Source organism: Mycobacterium sp. (assembly GCF_035633495.1).
GTDB lineage: Bacteria > Actinomycetota > Actinomycetes > Mycobacteriales > Mycobacteriaceae > Mycobacterium.
In genome coordinates, this window is record NZ_DASQEU010000150.1 from 81491 (window position 1) to 96243 (window position 14753).

Genomic DNA, 14753 nt, shown 5'->3' on the forward strand with positions numbered 1-14753 from the left:
GCCGTAGGTGGGTTCACCGAACGAACCTGGACCACCGCGAACCGGCGATGGGACAGGCACCGCCAATGGCTCGAACGGTGCCCACGACAGTGGCCCCGTGAGCGGAGGCCCGCCGTCCGGCGACGAGCCTCCGTGGCAGCGGGGTACGGCGGCGCGGCCCAGGCCGCAGGACGGGCCACGCGCAGGCGCTGCGGCCGGTCACTCCCCCGGCACCGACGCCCGGCTCAACCGCTTCATCGCGGGTGGACCCCTGTCGGGTCCCGCGTCGGCCCCTGCGCGTGAAACCGCCCCCGTACGCGAACCGGCCCCTGCGCGTGAAACCGCGCCCGCCAGGGAACCGGACGCGGCCCCGGCCAATCGCACGGAGCGCGTGGAGGGCGGACGTTCCGAGACCTATGCCAGTGAGCTACCCGATCTGTCGGGACCCGCACCGCGCGGACCCCGCAAGCCGGGGGGCGAGCGGACCGCCGTGGAACCGTCGGCCCGCCCGTCGGCGCCCGCCACCCGTGCCCAGGCCGCGAGTCGGTCGCAGGGACCGGTACGCGCGAGCATGCAGATCCGGCGCTTCGATCCGTGGAGCGTGTTGAAGGTGTCGCTGGTGCTCAGCGTGGCGCTGTTCTTCGTGTGGATGATCGCCGTTGCCTTCCTCTATCTGGTGCTGGGCGGCATGGGCGTGTGGAGCAAGTTGAACAGCAACGTCGGCGACCTGCTCACCAGCGCCAGCGGTAGCGGCGGTGAACTCGTCTCGAGCGGCACGATCTTCGGCGGCGCCGCGTTGATCGGCTTGGTCAACATCGTGCTGCTGACGGCCATGGCGACGTGCGGGGCATTCATCTACAACTTGACCACCGACCTCGTCGGCGGCATCGAGGTGACCCTCTCGGACCGCGACTGATCGGCGCGGTTTGGGACGAAAGCAGTCGTTACGGTAATCTCGTCCCTCGGCCGTATGTGATTACGGGCCTGTAGCTCAGGTGGTTAGAGCGCTTCGCTGATAACGAAGAGGTCGGAGGTTCGAGTCCTCCCAGGCCCACGGTTTGCCTTGACGAGAAGGGTGCACTGTGAGGGTTTTCGTGGTGCTCGCCGTTCTCGTCGCGGGGGCGCTGATCGTCAGGTCGCGCAACCGCGTCGAGGTTTGGCACGTGGCCGCCGATCAGCCGAGCTGATCACCGAGCGGGGCCTTAGCTCAGTTGGTAGAGCGCTGCCTTTGCAAGGCAGATGTCAGGGGTTCGAATCCCCTAGGCTCCACGATCAAAGAATTCGCGAACGCCCAATTCACGGCTTGGGGGCGACGTCCACGCTCGGCGGCAGCGGCGACGGCTCGGGTTGCGTCGACCGCCTGATGATCGAGAAGGACACGGCGCCGACGGCGAGCACGGCCACCCCCGCGCCGATCAGCACCAGCGGCTTGGGACGGCGCCTGGTCTTCCGCGCCTCCTGCAGCGCCTGCGGGATGTTGGTGACGACTTCCTGGGCGGCAGCGAGCTCGTTGGCGATGGCCTCCTGCGCGGCGGCCAGGTCCTTGGTCAGCTGGCTCTTGATGCGGCCGCGCCGGTAGCGATTGGCCACCCACGCCACCGATGCCCGCGTGGAGTCGAATCCGACGCCGAGCGCACCCCTGGTCACGTCGACGGGTCCCACCGTCGAGTACTTCAGACCGCGGGCAATGCGTTCCGCCGGGGTCAGTCGGGCGGTGCTCGTCGTGGAGCTCATGGCTCAGCCTCTCTGCGTGGGGACTTCCGGCGACCACCCTATTCGGTGCCTTTTAGGAGGGGGCCGGAACTCGCTCGTGAAACACGAAATGGCACACTGGTTTCCCGTGACGAGTCCCATACAGACAGCGACCGCGACCCTGCACACCAACCGTGGTGACATCAAGATCGCGCTCTTCGGAAACCACGCCCCCAAGACCGTCGCGAACTTCGTCGGATTGGCTCAGGGCACCAAGGACTACAGCACCGAGAACGCGTCGGGCGGCACCGAGGGTCCGTTCTACGACGGAGCGGTGTTCCACCGTGTCATCGCCGGGTTCATGCTCCAGGGCGGCGACCCGACCGGCACCGGTCGCGGCGGCCCCGGATACCAGTTCGCCGACGAGTTCCATCCCGAGCTCGTCTTCGACAAGCCGTACCTGCTGGCCATGGCCAACGCCGGACCCGGCAGCAATGGCTCGCAGTTCTTCATCACCGTCGGCAAGACGCCGCACCTGAACCGCAAGCACACCATCTTCGGCGAGGTCGTGGACCCGGAGTCGCAGAAGGTCGTCGACGCCATCGGGAGCACCCCGACGGGCCCCGGCGATCGTCCGACCGAGCCGGTCGTCATCGACTCGATCACCATTTCCTAGCTTCTCCACCTCGATGCGCCCCGCGGGCCAGTCTCGCGGGGCGTCTTCGTGGGGAACGCTAGGTGCCTGCGTAGCCCGCGTCGGTCAACGCATCGAGGACGTGGAGCGGATCGGTGCCGAGATCCCATCGGGTGAACACCAGCAGACGGTCGTCGGCGACGGTGTCGATCTCGAGCAGACGCACCTTCCGCCCGATGCGGCGGAATTCGGTGATGCGGATCTTCGCGACGTCCTGACGGCCGAGTACGTGCGTGCCGAACCAGCCGCGAACGACGAGTCCGTCGCCGGTGATTGCCAGTTTCGGCCGTGACCGCCACGACATGCTTGCAAACGCCAGTAAACCCAACGCGGCAATCCCTGCGAGGGCGCGGCCGGGGGCGTCTGTGACCACGGTCACAGCGGCGATTGCCATTGCGAGGCCGAAGACGCCGCACGCCGCGATTCCCCCGGTCGGGGGACCCCACTTAGTTTGCTGCACAGGGTTTGAACACCCTCTATGCGTGCGAGATCGAGTTATCCACAGGTGCTATCCCCAATGGGGATGAATCACAACCGTGTGATTGGGTATCGACGAGGTTGCCGACTTGCGAACGCGTGGGAACGAATTTGTATTCATCCCGGTCCTCAGATGGCTCATCGCCACCGCATCGTGAGCAACAGTCCGGTGATCATGAAGGCAAACGCAATCGCGTAGTTCCACTGCGCCAGGTTCGCCATCCAGGTGAGGAAGCCGGGAGCGTCCACGGGATTCGTCGCGGCGAGTTGGAACACCAACAACCACAGCAGGCCGAGCAGCATCAGGCCGACGAACAACACCACGAACCACATGCTCGACGGGCCGGCCTTGACCTTGACCGGGGTCCGGCTGACCGGGCTGATCGTGAAGTCGTTCTTCTTGCGAACCTTGGACTTGGGCATGGGTACCTTCGGACAGTCGGCGCCATACCGACGAAGCGGTGCGACGATGGAGCGGATGCAACATAGAGCCTAACGCAGCATGCGGCGGGGAGGAGAAAACCATGGCTCGTGCGGGCCGGTCCCCCTGGCGCCTCGGCGTGCCCATCGTCTGCTTGTGCGCCGGTCTGCTGCTGGCCACCACCCACACCGTCTCCGGCGGCAACGAGATCCGTCGTAGTGATGCTCCCCGACTGGTCGACCTGGTGCGTGAGGCACAGGCCTCGGTGGACCGGTTGTCCACGCAGCGCGAGACGCTCGTGGACCAGGTCGACAACCACCACGGCGGCACCCCGTCCGCCGCGGCCGCGCTGGCGGCGATCACCCACCGCGCCGACGTGCTCGCGGCCGACGCCGGGCTCGAGGCGATGCGCGGGCCCGGCCTCGTCGTCACGCTCGACGATGCTCAGCGCGATGCCGAGGGTCGGTTTCCCGGAGACGCGTCCGCCGACGATCTGGTGGTTCACCAGCAGGACATCGAGGCGGTCCTGAACGCGATGTGGAGCGCAGGGGCGGAAGCCATCCAGATGCAGGATCAGCGGATCATCGCCACCTCCGCACCCCTTTGCGTCGGCAACACGCTATTGCTCAACGGCCGCACCTACAGCCCGCCCTACGCGATCACCGCGATCGGCGACGTGCCCGCCATGCAGTCGGCGTTGGCGGCCTCCCCCATGGTCGGGTTGTACAAGCGCTACGTGTTGCGGTTCGGGCTCGGCTACGTCGAGGAGCCCAAGGCCGAGGTGGAGGTCGTCGCCCATCCCCCCGCGGTGCGAATGCGCTACGCCAAGCCCGCCGGTCCATTGGGCTACTGACCGCCGGACGCCTCGTGCGCACCCAGTAACCTGGCCTGATGCGTGTCCTCGTCGTCGACAACTACGACAGCTTCGTCTTCAACCTCGTCCAGTACCTCGGACAGCTGGGCGTGCACGCCGACGTATGGCGCAACGACGACTCCCGGCTGAGCACCGACGCCGACGTCGCGAAGGCCGCTGGGGAGTTCGGCGGCATTCTGCTGAGCCCGGGACCGGGTACGCCCGAGCGGGCCGGGGCGTCCATTCCGCTCGTCCGTGCCTGCGCCGAGGTGGCGACGCCGCTGCTGGGCGTCTGCCTCGGGCACCAGGCCATCGGCGTGGCGTTCGGCGGCACGGTCGACCGCGCACCGGAGCTTCTGCACGGCAAGACCAGCAGCGTGAACCACGCGAATGTCGGTGTGCTGCAAGGACTTCCGGATCCCTTTACCGCAACCCGGTATCACTCGCTGACGATCCTGCCCGACACGATGCCCTCCGAGCTCGAGGTCACCGCGCAGACGTCGGGCGGCGTGGTGATGGGCGTGCAGCACGTCGAGTTGCCGATCCACGGCGTGCAGTTCCACCCGGAGTCGATCCTGACCGAAGGTGGTCACCGAATGCTTGCCAACTGGCTCGCGGTCTGCGGCCGGCCCCTCGAGGAGGATCTGGTCGGCCGCCTCGAACGTGAGGTCTCCGATACGGTGCGCGCCGCTACTGCGCGAAGCTCAGCGTGATCGTGTCGGTGGGCTTCATGGGGGTGCCTGCCGGCGGGTCTTGAGTGACGACCCCGTTGGAGGGCACGCCGCTGTTCTGGGCGTTGGGAAGCTTCACGAAGTTGCTGCCGAACTGCCAACCCAGCGATTGAAGCAGCGGAAGGGCGTCGTCCCAGAACTTGGTTCTCAGTTCCGGCATCGTGAACTGATTTCCCTGCGACACCTGCACCTGGATCGGCGTGTCCACCGGGACGACGTCTCCTGCGGGGGGAACCGTGCCCTGCACCTGTCCCTGCGTGGACCTGAGACCGTCGACCCGGATCGGGATCGGGGAAGCGGTGAACTCGCTCGCCGCGATGATCGCGGTCGCCTCGTCGAGGGTGCGCCCCCTGACGTCGGGGATCTGCTTGGTGTTCGGGCCGGTGCCTACGACGATCGTGATGACGTTGGTGATGGCCGACGTGGAGTTGGCCATGGGGTTGGTCGCGAGCACGCGGTCCTTCTGCTCTGGTGTCGATGCCGACGCCGAAAGCTGAAACTTCTCGAAACCGGCGTTCTTGAGCTTGTCCACGCATTCGGCATAGGTGAGGTTCGTCGCGCAGTCCGGCACTTCAGCCTGCTGGGGACCGGTCGACACGTTGATGGTGACCTGGTCGTCCCGGGCTGCCGCGGTGTTGGCGGGCGGGTCGGTGCCGATGACCTGGCCGACTTGGACTTCGGGATCCGGCCGCTGGTTGCGGACGGTCTTGAAGCCAAGGTTCTGCAACACGACGACGGCCTCGTCGTACGCCTGACCGCGAAGGTTGGGTACCTGCACGTCGCGCGGATTGGGATTGCTGTTCACGAAGTTCAGCAGAACGGTCACGACGACGGTCAGCACGGCAAGTACCGCGACGGCGGCGAACCAGCGGCCGATGGCCGGATTGCGCTCCTTCGGCGGTACGTATGTCGCCTGATGTGCCGGAATCCGGTCGGTGAGCTGCGCCCGGGCGTTGGACGGCGCCGCCGACAGCAGCGACGTCCGCTCGGCGTCGGTGAACACCTTCGGGGCCTCCGGCGCCTCGCCGCTGTGCACCCGGATCAGGTCGGTGCGCATGTCGGCGGCCGTCTGGTACCGGTTGTCGGGATTCTTCGCCAGCGCCTTGAGCACCACGGCGTCGAGTTCGGGGGAGAGTGCCGGGTTGCGCCCCGACGGCGGCATCGGGTCCTCGCGCACGTGCTGATAGGCCACGGCGACGGCGGAGTCGCCGACGAACGGTGGCTCACCGGTGAGCACCTCGTAGAGGACGCAACCCAGCGAGTACACGTCGGACCGGGCGTCCACCGTTTCGCCGCGCGCCTGCTCCGGCGAGAGGTACTGCGCGGTGCCGATGACCGCGGAGGTCTGCGTCACGGGGTTGCCGGCGTCGGCGAGCGCCTTGGCGATGCCGAAGTCCATCACCTTCACCGCGCCGCCCTTGCTGATCATGATGTTGGCGGGCTTGACGTCGCGGTGGATGGTCCCGTGCTGATGGCTGAAGTTCAGCGCCTGGCAGGCGTCGGCGATGATCTCGATCGCCCGGCGCGGTTCGATCGGGCCGTCGTTGTGCACGATGTCGCGCAGCGTGACGCCGTCGACGTACTCCATCACGATGTACGGCAGCGGCCCGTTGGCGGTCTCCGCCTCCCCGGTGTCGTACACCGCGACGATCGCCGGGTGGTTCAGTGCGGCGGCGTTCTGCGCCTCCCGGCGGAAGCGAAGATAGAAGCTGGGGTCGCGCGCCAGATCCGCACGCAGCACCTTGACCGCGACGTCGCGGTGCAGCCGCACGTCACGTGCCATGTGGACCTCCGACATGCCGCCGAAGCCGAGGATCTCCCCGAGTTCGTAGCGGTCGGACAGGTGCTGGGGCGTGGTCATCGGAATGTCTGCTCTGCGGTTGGTAGCGGGAGTGTTCCGGCGTGACCACTGGGCGCGGGCATGGCGCCGGGCGTCCCGGGAGGTGCCGGCACCACCGTCGTGCTGGTTTCGGTGGACGGAGTCGTCTTCTGATCCCGACGGTCCTGCACGTTGAGGACCATCAGGATCGCAATGATGATGGCGAGCGCGCCGAGCACGCCGGCCGCCCAGAGCAGGGCCCGTTGACCGGGGGAGAAGGTCCGCTTCGGGGGCGGGGTGCGGTGACTGCCCGTCGGTGGGCGCGTGCGGACGCTCGCGGTCGACGGGCGGCCGTAGTCCGGAACGGCGCGGGTGGTCTGGGCCGTCGACGGGATGGCGGCAGGGGTGGCTCGGCCGATGGTCGGCGCGTGGTTGGGTCGCGGCGGTCGGCGGCCTGCGCGGACCGCCGCGACGGCGTCGGCGAACGCGCCGCCCGTCCGGTAGCGGTGGCCGGGCTCCTTGAGGAGGCTGATCTCGATGAGCTCGCGCACGTTGGGCGGGATGTCGGCGGGCAGGGGAGCGGGCTGCTCCTTGATGTGCTTCATCGCGACCGTCAGTGCGCCGTCACCGGTGAAGGGGCGTCGACCCGCCACCGATTCGTAGCCGACGACGCCCAGTGAGTAGACGTCGCTGGCGGCGGTGGCGTCGCGACCGAGGGCCTGCTCGGGCGCGATGTACTGCGCGGTACCCATGACCATGCCGGTCTGCGTCACCGGCGCGGCGTCGACGGCCTTGGCGATGCCGAAGTCGGTGAGCTTCACCTGGCCGGTAGGGGTGATCAGGATGTTGCCCGGCTTCACGTCGCGGTGCACGAGCCCGGCGGTGTGCGCGACCTGCAGCGCCCGCCCCGTCTGCTCCAGCATGTCCAGCGCGTGGCGCAACGACAGCCGCCCGGTGCGCTTGAGCACGGAGTTCAGCGGCTCACCGGTGACCATCTCCATCACCAGGTAGGCGGTGCGGCCCGCGTCGTCGAGCTCGGTCTCGCCGTAGTCGTACACGCTGGCGATGCCGGGATGGTTCAGCATGGCCACGATGCGAGCCTCGGCGCGGAACCGTTCCACGAACTCGGGGTCCGACGAGAACTCGGCCTTGAGCACCTTGATGGCGACCTGGCGTCCTAGGCGGGTGTCCAGGCCTTCCCAGACCTGCCCCATACCGCCCGTTGCGATGAGTCGCTGAAGACGGTAGCGGTCGGACAGCGTCACTCCGACGCGCGCGGTCATGATCCCTCCCGCAAGGCCGCGGCGATGGTTGCCCGCCCGATCGGCGCAGCCAGTGCGCCACCGGTCGCGGACAATCGGTCACCGCCATTCTCCACTAAGACCGCGATGGCGACCTTTGGTGCCTTGGCAGGCGCGAATGCGATGTACCAGGCGTGGGGGGGCGTGTTGCGCGGGTCGGAGCCGTGTTCGGCCGTTCCCGTCTTGGAGGCGATCTGTACGCCGGCGATGGCTCCCGTCTGCTGGGTCACCTGCTCGGCGTCGATCATCAAGTCCGTAAGCGTAGTGGCGACCTGCGAGGACACTGCACGACGAAGCTGGCGAGGGCTGGTCGAACTGATGTTGCCGAGGTCGGGGCCCTTGAGGTCCTCCACCAGATAGGGCTGCATCGTGACGCCGCCGTTCGCGACGGTCGCGGCGATCATCGCGTTCTGCAACGGGGTGAGGGCGACGTCCTTCTGACCGATGCTCGACATCCCCAGCGCCGCCTTGTCGTCGATGGGGCCGACCGTCGACTCCGCCACCTGAAGGGGAATCGGCGGGGGAGCGCTGTCGAGACCGAACGCCTGAGCGGTATTTCTCAGGGCGTCCGCGCCGGTACGGATCCCGAGGTCGACGAACGCGGTGTTGCACGACTTCGCGAACGCGGTGCGCAACGTCGTGGTGGGGTCGTTCCCGCACGTCGACCCGCCGTAGTTCTCCAACGTTGCGGTGCTGTCCGGCAACGGGATTCGGGCAGCGGCGGTCACCTTGCTGTCCGCCGTGGCGCCATTCGCGAGCGCCGCTGCGGTGGTGATGACCTTGAACGTCGAGCCGGGGGGGTAGGTCTCCGAGATCGCCCGGTTCACCAGCGGGCTCTCCGGGTCGTCGCGCAACTGCTGCCAGGCGTCGGACTGCACGTTGCCGTCGTGCGATGCCAGAAGGTTGGGGTCGTACGACGGCGACGACACCATCCCGAGGATCTTCCCGGTGGACGGTTCGAGTGCCACCACCGAGCCCTTGCACGGGCCGCCGTTGCAGCCCTTCTGCATGGCATCCCAGGCGGCCTGCTGCACCTGCGTGTTGATGGTCGTGGCGACGTTCCCGCCGCGAGGGTCCCGGCCGGTGAAGAAGTCGGCCAGCCGACGGCCGAACAGCCGCTCGTCGGAGCCGTTCAGGATGGTGTCCTCGGCACGCTCGAGGCCGGTGCTCGAGTACAGCAGCGAGTAGAAGCCGGTGACCGGGGCGTACGCCTGGGGGTTCGGGTAGACCCGCAGGAAACGGAAGTGCCCGTCGGTCGACGTGGAGTAGGCGAGTAGTTGGCCGCCCGCCGAGATCTGGCCACGCTGGCGGGAGTACTCGTCGAGAAGCACGCGCTGGTTGCGCGGATCGGAGCGCAGGCCGTCGGCCCGAAACACCTGCGTCAGCGTGGCATTGGCGAGGAGCAGCACGATCAGGCCCATGATCGCGATGGAGATGCGTCGCAGTGAGGTGTTCATACGCGCCCGATCACCTCCGTGTGCGCCGAGGCGATCGGGGTTGCGTTCGAGGCCTTCGTGTCCAGCGGTCGGCGTGCCGAGTGCGAGATGCGGATCAGGATGGCCAGCAGCACGTAGTTGGCGATCAGCGACGAACCGCCGTACGACAGCCACGGCGTGGTGAGGCCCGTGAGAGGAATCAGCTTGGTGACCCCGCCGACGACGATGAACAGCTGGATTGCCAGCGTGGAGGCCAGCCCAGCCGCCAACAGCTTGCCGAAGCTGTCGCGCACGGCGACCGCAGTCCTCAGACCGCGGATGATGAGGATCGTGTAGAGCATGAGGACGCCGGCGAATCCGACGAGGCCCAGCTCCTCGCCGATCGCCGCGATGATGAAGTCCGTCGAGGCCGCGGGGACGGTGCCCGGCTGGCCGTTGCCGAGCCCGGTGCCGAAGATGCCACCGGTGGCGAAGCTGAACAACGACTGCACCATCTGATAACCCGCGCCGTCGGGGTCGGCAAACGGATCGAGCCAGTTCTGCACGCGGGTCTGGACGTGTGCGAACGTGTGGTACGCGACGACGCTGCCCACCGCAAACAGGGTGAGGCCCAACAGAACCCAGCTCAGCCGGTCGGTGGCGATGTAGACGAGCACCAGGAACGACGCGTACAGCAGCAGCGAGGTGCCGAGGTCCTTCTCGAACACCATGACGCCGATGGAGGCGATCCAGGCGGCGAGCAGCGGCGCCAGGTCGCGCGGGCGGGGGAGGTTCATCCCAAGGAAGTGCTTGCCCGCGCTGGTGAACAGGCTGCGCTTGGACACCAGGACCGCGGCGAAGAAGATCAGCAGCAGGATCTTGGAGATTTCGGCCGGCTGAATCGAGAAGCCCTGGAAGCGAATCCAGATCTTCGCGCCGTTCTCCTCGGAGATCGAGCTGGGAAGGATGGCGGGGATCAGCAGGAAGACGAGCCCGACGAGTCCGCAGACATAGCCGTAGCGGGCCAACATGCGGTGGTCGGTGAGGAAGGCGACGACGAGGCAGAACGCCACCACGCCGACGAGGGTCCACAACATCTGCTGGTTGGCACTCGGACCCCGCGCACCACCGGTACCGAGAGCGCCCTCGGCCAGGTCGAGACGGTGAATCATCACCAGCCCCAAGCCATTCAGCAAGGCCACGACCGGGAGCAGCAGCGGATCGGCGTAGGGCGCGAAGCGGCGGACAGCCAGATGAGCGGCACCGAACAACGCCAGGAACCCCAGGGTGTACTGCGCAAGGTCCCAGGTGAGGCCCTGCTCCTGGTTGGCCTCGACGATGAGCAGTGCGACGGTGGTGATGAACGCGGCGAACCCGAGCAGAAAAAGCTCGGCGTTGCGCCGGTTCGGCAAGGGCGGGACCACGGTCACGGGCGCTTGAGGCTGCGTGCTCATGACGCCGTCCGGCAGTCGGTGCCCGGCTTCTGCGGCGGAGGCGGGAGTGCCGTGCCGGTGGGGGTCGGTGAGGGGGAGGGGGGCGGTGCCGTCACCGTGGTCGGCACCTCTGGCGCAGTCGCACCCTCGCTGGTGGTCGGCGCCGGTGGGGTGCTCGACGGCGACGGCGACGGTGGCGGGGTGGGTGTCTGCGTCGTCTTGGTCGCCGCAGGCAGGCAGATCGGCAGCACCGACGACGGAGCCAGCTCCCTGAGCTGTCGAATGGCCTCGTCGAGTGTGCCGCCCGGGAGCCCGGCCGTCACCTGTGCGCGCTCGGACTCGCGCAGATCGGCCACCTTGAGCGGCTTGCAGCCGGCGCGACTGTCGTCGACGCCGATGTTCGTGATCGAGTTGCGGGCGTCGAGGCAAGCGACCTGAAAGGGTTGCTGCAGAGGCATTCCCAGAAAGCTGCCCTGCACGCCACGCATGATGTGAACGGAACCGTCGCGGTCGGCGACGTAGTAGTTGTTCTTGATCACCATGCGGCCGACCGCGAGTCCCGCCAGCACCAGCACCAGCAGGAGCAACGCGACGAAGATCATTCGGCGGCGTGAGCGGGGTTTGCGCGGTGGCGGTTCCAGCTCGGCGGCGGGGCGTTTGGCGGCCTCGGCACGCTTCGGGTTGAACGCGGATGCCCGGCCGGCAGCGGTGTTGGGCGGTGCGCCGTGGTCGTCGATGCCCGACACCGCGCCCGCGAGGATCGGCTGGGTCTGGCCGTACTCGTAGTCCACGACGTCGGCGACCACCACGGTCACGTTGTCGGGGCCGCCGCCGCGCAGCGCCATTTCGATGAGCCGGTCGGCGCTCTCGGTGACGTCGGGGAGCTGAAGCGCGTCGAGGATGGTGTCGTGGCTGACCGGATCGGACAACCCGTCGGAGCACAGGAGGTAGCGGTCGCCGGAGTGGGCTTCGCGCACCGTCAGCGTGGGCTCCACTTCGTGGCCGGTCAACGCCCGCATGATCAGCGACCGTTGCGGGTGGCTGTGTGCCTCCTCGGCGGTGATGCGACCCTCGTCGACCAGCGTCTGGACGAAGGTGTCGTCCTTGGTGATCTGGGCGAGCTCGCCGTCACGAAGGAGATAGCCGCGCGAGTCGCCGACGTGGACCAGCCCAAGCGTGTTGCCCGCGAACAGGATTGCGGTGAGGGTGGTGCCCATGCCCTCGAGTTCGGGATCGGCTTCGACGTGCGCGGCGATCGCCGTATTGCCCTCGTGGACCGCGGAGTTCAGTTGGCTGAGGAGGTCCCCGCCCGGTTCGTCGTCGTCGAGGTGCGCCAAGGCCGCGATCACCAGTTGGGAGGCAATCTCGCCTGCGGCGTGGCCGCCCATGCCGTCGGCGAGCGCCAGCAACCGCGCACCGGCGTACACCGAGTCTTCGTTGTTGGCGCGAACGAGTCCGCGGTCGCTGCGTGCGGCGTATCGAAGGACGAGAGTCACGGACGCAGCTCGATCACCGTCTTGCCGATTCGCACCGGCGTCCCCATCGGAACCCTTACCGCCGTCGTCACCTTCGCCCTGTCAAGGTATGTACCGTTGGTCGATCCTAGGTCTTCGACGTACCACTCGGATCCCCGCGGCGAGAGCCTCGCGTGCCGTGTCGACGAGTAGTCGTCGGTCAACACCAGCGTCGAGTCGTCGGCCCGCCCGATGAGCACGGGCTGGCTGCCCAGTTGAATCCGGGTGCCGGTCAGCGCTCCCTCGGTCACCACCAGCTGGCGCGGGGTGTTGCGACGCTGCCCGCGGCTGGGCAGCAGGGTGCCGCGGATTGCGAGTCCGCGCTTGACCATCACGGCGCCGGTCGGGGCGTAGATGTCGGTGCGCAGGATGCGCAGCACCGACCAGATGAACAGCCACAGCAGCAGAAGGAATCCGACGCGCGTCAGCTGCAGCACTATCCCCTGCATCTGACGTCCTCTCCGTCACCGTCCCGTCGCCGCGGCAGCGCCACCGCACCGCTTTCCGGGCCGCGTCGCGACCGACCACCGGCTGGTTCGGCCGCCGTCGGCACCGTCACGATACTTGGGCCGTTGACGGACGTGAGGCCGAAGCATCGGCTTGGCCTCCAGCCGTCACCAGCCTGAGTCCTCAGTGAACGCGGACGATGATCTCGGAGTGGCCCAGGCGGATGGTGTCGCCGTCGGCCAGCTGCCATTCCTGAACCGGCGCGTTGTTGACCGTCGTCCCGTTCGTGGAGTTCAGGTCGGACAACAGGGCAACCTGGCCGTCCCAGCGGATCTCCAGGTGACGACGTGAGACGCCGGTGTCCGGGAGACGGAACTGAGCGTCCTGGCCGCGTCCGATGACGTTGGCGCCCTCGCGCAGCTGGTAGGTGCGGCCGCTGCCGTCGTCCAGCTGCAGGGTCACGTTGGCACCGCTGGCGCCGTAGCCGGACCCGGCACCGTAGCCGGCGGCGGGCGCCGCAGCGGGCGGCTGACCGTAGTCGTATCCGGCAGGCTGGCCGTAGCCCCCGTCGGCCGGCTGCCCGTAACCCGGTTCGGCGTACCCCTGAGGCGCCGCCGGGTCGCCGTAGCGGCCGTAGTCGGGCTGCTGCCCGTAGTCCGGCCTGCCGTAAGCCTGGCCGCCGTAGCCGCCCTGGTCCGGATAGCCGCCTTGATCGGGGTAACCGCCCTGGTCGGGATAGCCACCCTGGTCGGGATACGCCGGTCGCGGCGGCTCGGGGCGGGACTCCGGGCGGCCATAGTCCTCACCGCGTGGCGGTGCCGCCGGACGGCCGTAGTCGTAGCCGCCGGGCTCGCCATAGCCTCCCGGGGCGCCCGCAGGCGGGCCGTATCCGGGCGGTGGCTGGCGGTAGCCCTGGTCGGGGTATCCGGCGCCCGCGGGTGGGCCGTATCCGGCGGACGGCCGCTGGTCGTACGTGGGCGGCGGGTAGCCCTGATCGGGGTAGCCGCCACGGTCGGGGTAGCCACCACCGTGCTCGGGGTAGCCGCCGCCTTGCTGAGGAGGCTGACCCGGGGCCGGCGGGGGCGGATAACCGCCCTCGGGCGCCGGCGGATGCGGGGCGCGGGGCTCCTCGCCCTGGCGGCCGTGCTCGTAGTAGTCGTCGCCTGGCTGCGCTGGTCCCTGGCCGCCGCCGCGGTAGCTCGGATTGTCGGTCATCGGTGGAACTCCTGGTTCTGCGGGGTGAGCACGGTCTGGTGCAGGGGCGCTTCCGCCGCTGGTCGAGTCTGGGTTGACCGTTCCACGGGTGCGAAACTGGCCGGTGTGCAAATGCGGTGACGCCTCGAATCCAACGACCACATCACCATACGTTTGCCACCCTTGGTCACGGATGTATCCTTCCAGGTATCGGGCAAAAGTCGTCGGTGTGAGGTCGGGGTCCGCGCGGACCTTGTGAAAGTCGGATGCACTGAGGGTAATGACGTAGTCGTTTGGGGCCAAAATTCGGCCGCCGCCAACTTCGCGTGCACCCGCTTCGGCTTCGCGCTGGAGGATCCCCTCGACTTCCTGCGGAACGATGGACCCGCCGAAGACGCGCGCGAAGGTGTCACCGACAGTCGACTCGAGCTTGCGCTCGAAGCGGTCGAGGGGTCCCATATCACCGCCTGCCTCGCTGTTCGTCGTAGTGCGTCGCGCTCGACACAGTCGTGGAGCCTGCGTGTCGCGGGCCCCGATGCCTGTACGCATGGTATCGGCCATCTACGTCCGAACGTCACCAACAGTTCTCTGAGAATCGGATCACGGCAGGTCAGGGTGGGTCGACGGCGTCGCGTATGGGCCCAACTGCGCGGTTGGGGAGTGGGCAGAGTGCGTGATAGTCTCTCCCGGTTGTTGGGGCGAGTGGCGGAATGGCAGACGCGCTGGCTTCAGGTGCCAGTGTCCTTCGGGACGTGGGGGTTCAAGTCCCCCTTCGCCCACAAT

Annotated in this window: 14 protein-coding genes and 3 tRNA genes; 7 read left to right on the forward strand and 10 right to left on the reverse strand. The window is 68.0% G+C overall.

Features of this window, described 5'->3' with window-relative positions; translation table 11 throughout:
- Positions 1-7 precede the first annotated feature (7 nt).
- From VET27_RS22620 to VET27_RS22630, 3 genes are all read left to right on the forward strand, one after another.
- Positions 8-895: a DUF3566 domain-containing protein gene (locus VET27_RS22620; protein WP_526521840.1), complete on the forward strand. Its 888-nt coding sequence runs from the start codon at positions 8-10 to the stop codon at positions 893-895.
- Between the two features lie 64 nt (positions 896-959).
- A tRNA-Ile gene (locus VET27_RS22625) sits at positions 960-1033 on the forward strand.
- 142 nt (positions 1034-1175) lie between these two features.
- Positions 1176-1248 (forward strand) — tRNA-Ala (locus VET27_RS22630).
- A 27-nt stretch (positions 1249-1275) separates the two neighbouring features.
- Here the strand turns inward: VET27_RS22630 and cwsA are convergent.
- Positions 1276-1713 (reverse strand): cell wall synthesis protein CwsA, encoded by a 438-nt coding sequence (gene cwsA / locus VET27_RS22635; protein ID WP_526521841.1) that lies wholly within the window; start codon positions 1711-1713, stop codon positions 1276-1278.
- A gap of 88 nt (positions 1714-1801) precedes the next feature.
- Between cwsA and VET27_RS22640 the strand changes: the two genes are divergently transcribed.
- Entirely contained in the window at positions 1802-2347 is a 546-nt protein-coding gene (locus VET27_RS22640; protein ID WP_526521842.1) for a peptidylprolyl isomerase, read from the forward strand.
- A gap of 58 nt (positions 2348-2405) precedes the next feature.
- Here the strand turns inward: VET27_RS22640 and VET27_RS22645 are convergent, their stop codons facing one another.
- Positions 2406-2825 carry a PH domain-containing protein gene (locus VET27_RS22645; RefSeq protein WP_526521843.1) on the reverse strand — a complete coding sequence of 140 codons (420 nt, stop codon included), beginning with the start codon at positions 2823-2825 and terminating at the stop codon, positions 2406-2408.
- 155 nt (positions 2826-2980) lie between these two features.
- Entirely contained in the window at positions 2981-3265 is a 285-nt protein-coding gene (crgA, locus tag VET27_RS22650; protein WP_526521844.1) for a cell division protein CrgA, read from the reverse strand.
- A 101-nt stretch (positions 3266-3366) separates the two neighbouring features.
- Here crgA and VET27_RS22655 point away from each other — a divergent pair, with 101 nt between their 5' ends.
- Positions 3367-4116, forward strand: coding sequence for a DUF881 domain-containing protein (locus VET27_RS22655; RefSeq protein ID WP_526521845.1), 750 nt, complete (start codon positions 3367-3369; stop codon positions 4114-4116).
- A gap of 38 nt (positions 4117-4154) precedes the next feature.
- Positions 4155-4829: an aminodeoxychorismate/anthranilate synthase component II gene (locus VET27_RS22660; protein ID WP_526521846.1), complete on the forward strand. Its 675-nt coding sequence runs from the start codon at positions 4155-4157 to the stop codon at positions 4827-4829.
- Here the strand turns inward: VET27_RS22660 and pknB are convergent.
- The 7 genes from pknB to VET27_RS22695 all read right to left on the reverse strand — a co-directional run bounded on the left by pknB (position 4807) and on the right by VET27_RS22695 (position 14429).
- Positions 4807-6708, reverse strand: a complete 1902-nt coding sequence (pknB, locus tag VET27_RS22665; RefSeq protein ID WP_526521847.1) for a Stk1 family PASTA domain-containing Ser/Thr kinase — start codon at positions 6706-6708, stop codon at positions 4807-4809. The genes VET27_RS22660 and pknB overlap by 23 nt on opposite strands.
- A complete protein-coding gene (locus VET27_RS22670) occupies positions 6705-7949 on the reverse strand; it encodes a protein kinase domain-containing protein (protein ID WP_526521848.1) in 1245 nt (414 codons plus the stop codon). The genes pknB and VET27_RS22670 overlap by 4 nt, the downstream gene beginning before the upstream one ends.
- Entirely contained in the window at positions 7946-9424 is a 1479-nt protein-coding gene (gene pbpA / locus VET27_RS22675) for a D,D-transpeptidase PbpA (protein ID WP_526521849.1), read from the reverse strand. The genes VET27_RS22670 and pbpA overlap by 4 nt, the downstream gene beginning before the upstream one ends.
- Complete coding sequence (gene rodA, locus VET27_RS22680; RefSeq protein ID WP_526521850.1) at positions 9421-10836, reverse strand: peptidoglycan glycosyltransferase RodA; 1416 nt, start codon at positions 10834-10836, stop codon at positions 9421-9423. Before rodA ends, pbpA begins: the two co-directional genes overlap by 4 nt.
- Positions 10833-12311, reverse strand: coding sequence for a PP2C family protein-serine/threonine phosphatase (locus VET27_RS22685; protein ID WP_526521851.1), 1479 nt, complete (start codon positions 12309-12311; stop codon positions 10833-10835). The genes rodA and VET27_RS22685 overlap by 4 nt, the downstream gene beginning before the upstream one ends.
- Positions 12308-12778 (reverse strand): FHA domain-containing protein FhaB/FipA, encoded by a 471-nt coding sequence (locus VET27_RS22690; RefSeq protein WP_293244553.1) that lies wholly within the window; start codon positions 12776-12778, stop codon positions 12308-12310. The genes VET27_RS22685 and VET27_RS22690 overlap by 4 nt, the downstream gene beginning before the upstream one ends.
- Before the next feature lie 181 nt (positions 12779-12959).
- Positions 12960-14429 carry an FHA domain-containing protein gene (locus VET27_RS22695; RefSeq protein WP_526521852.1) on the reverse strand — a complete coding sequence of 490 codons (1470 nt, stop codon included), beginning with the start codon at positions 14427-14429 and terminating at the stop codon, positions 12960-12962.
- Positions 14430-14666: 237 nt separating this feature from the next.
- Here VET27_RS22695 and VET27_RS22700 point away from each other — a divergent pair.
- Positions 14667-14749 (forward strand) — tRNA-Leu (locus tag VET27_RS22700).
- Positions 14750-14753: the final 4 nt, after the last annotated feature.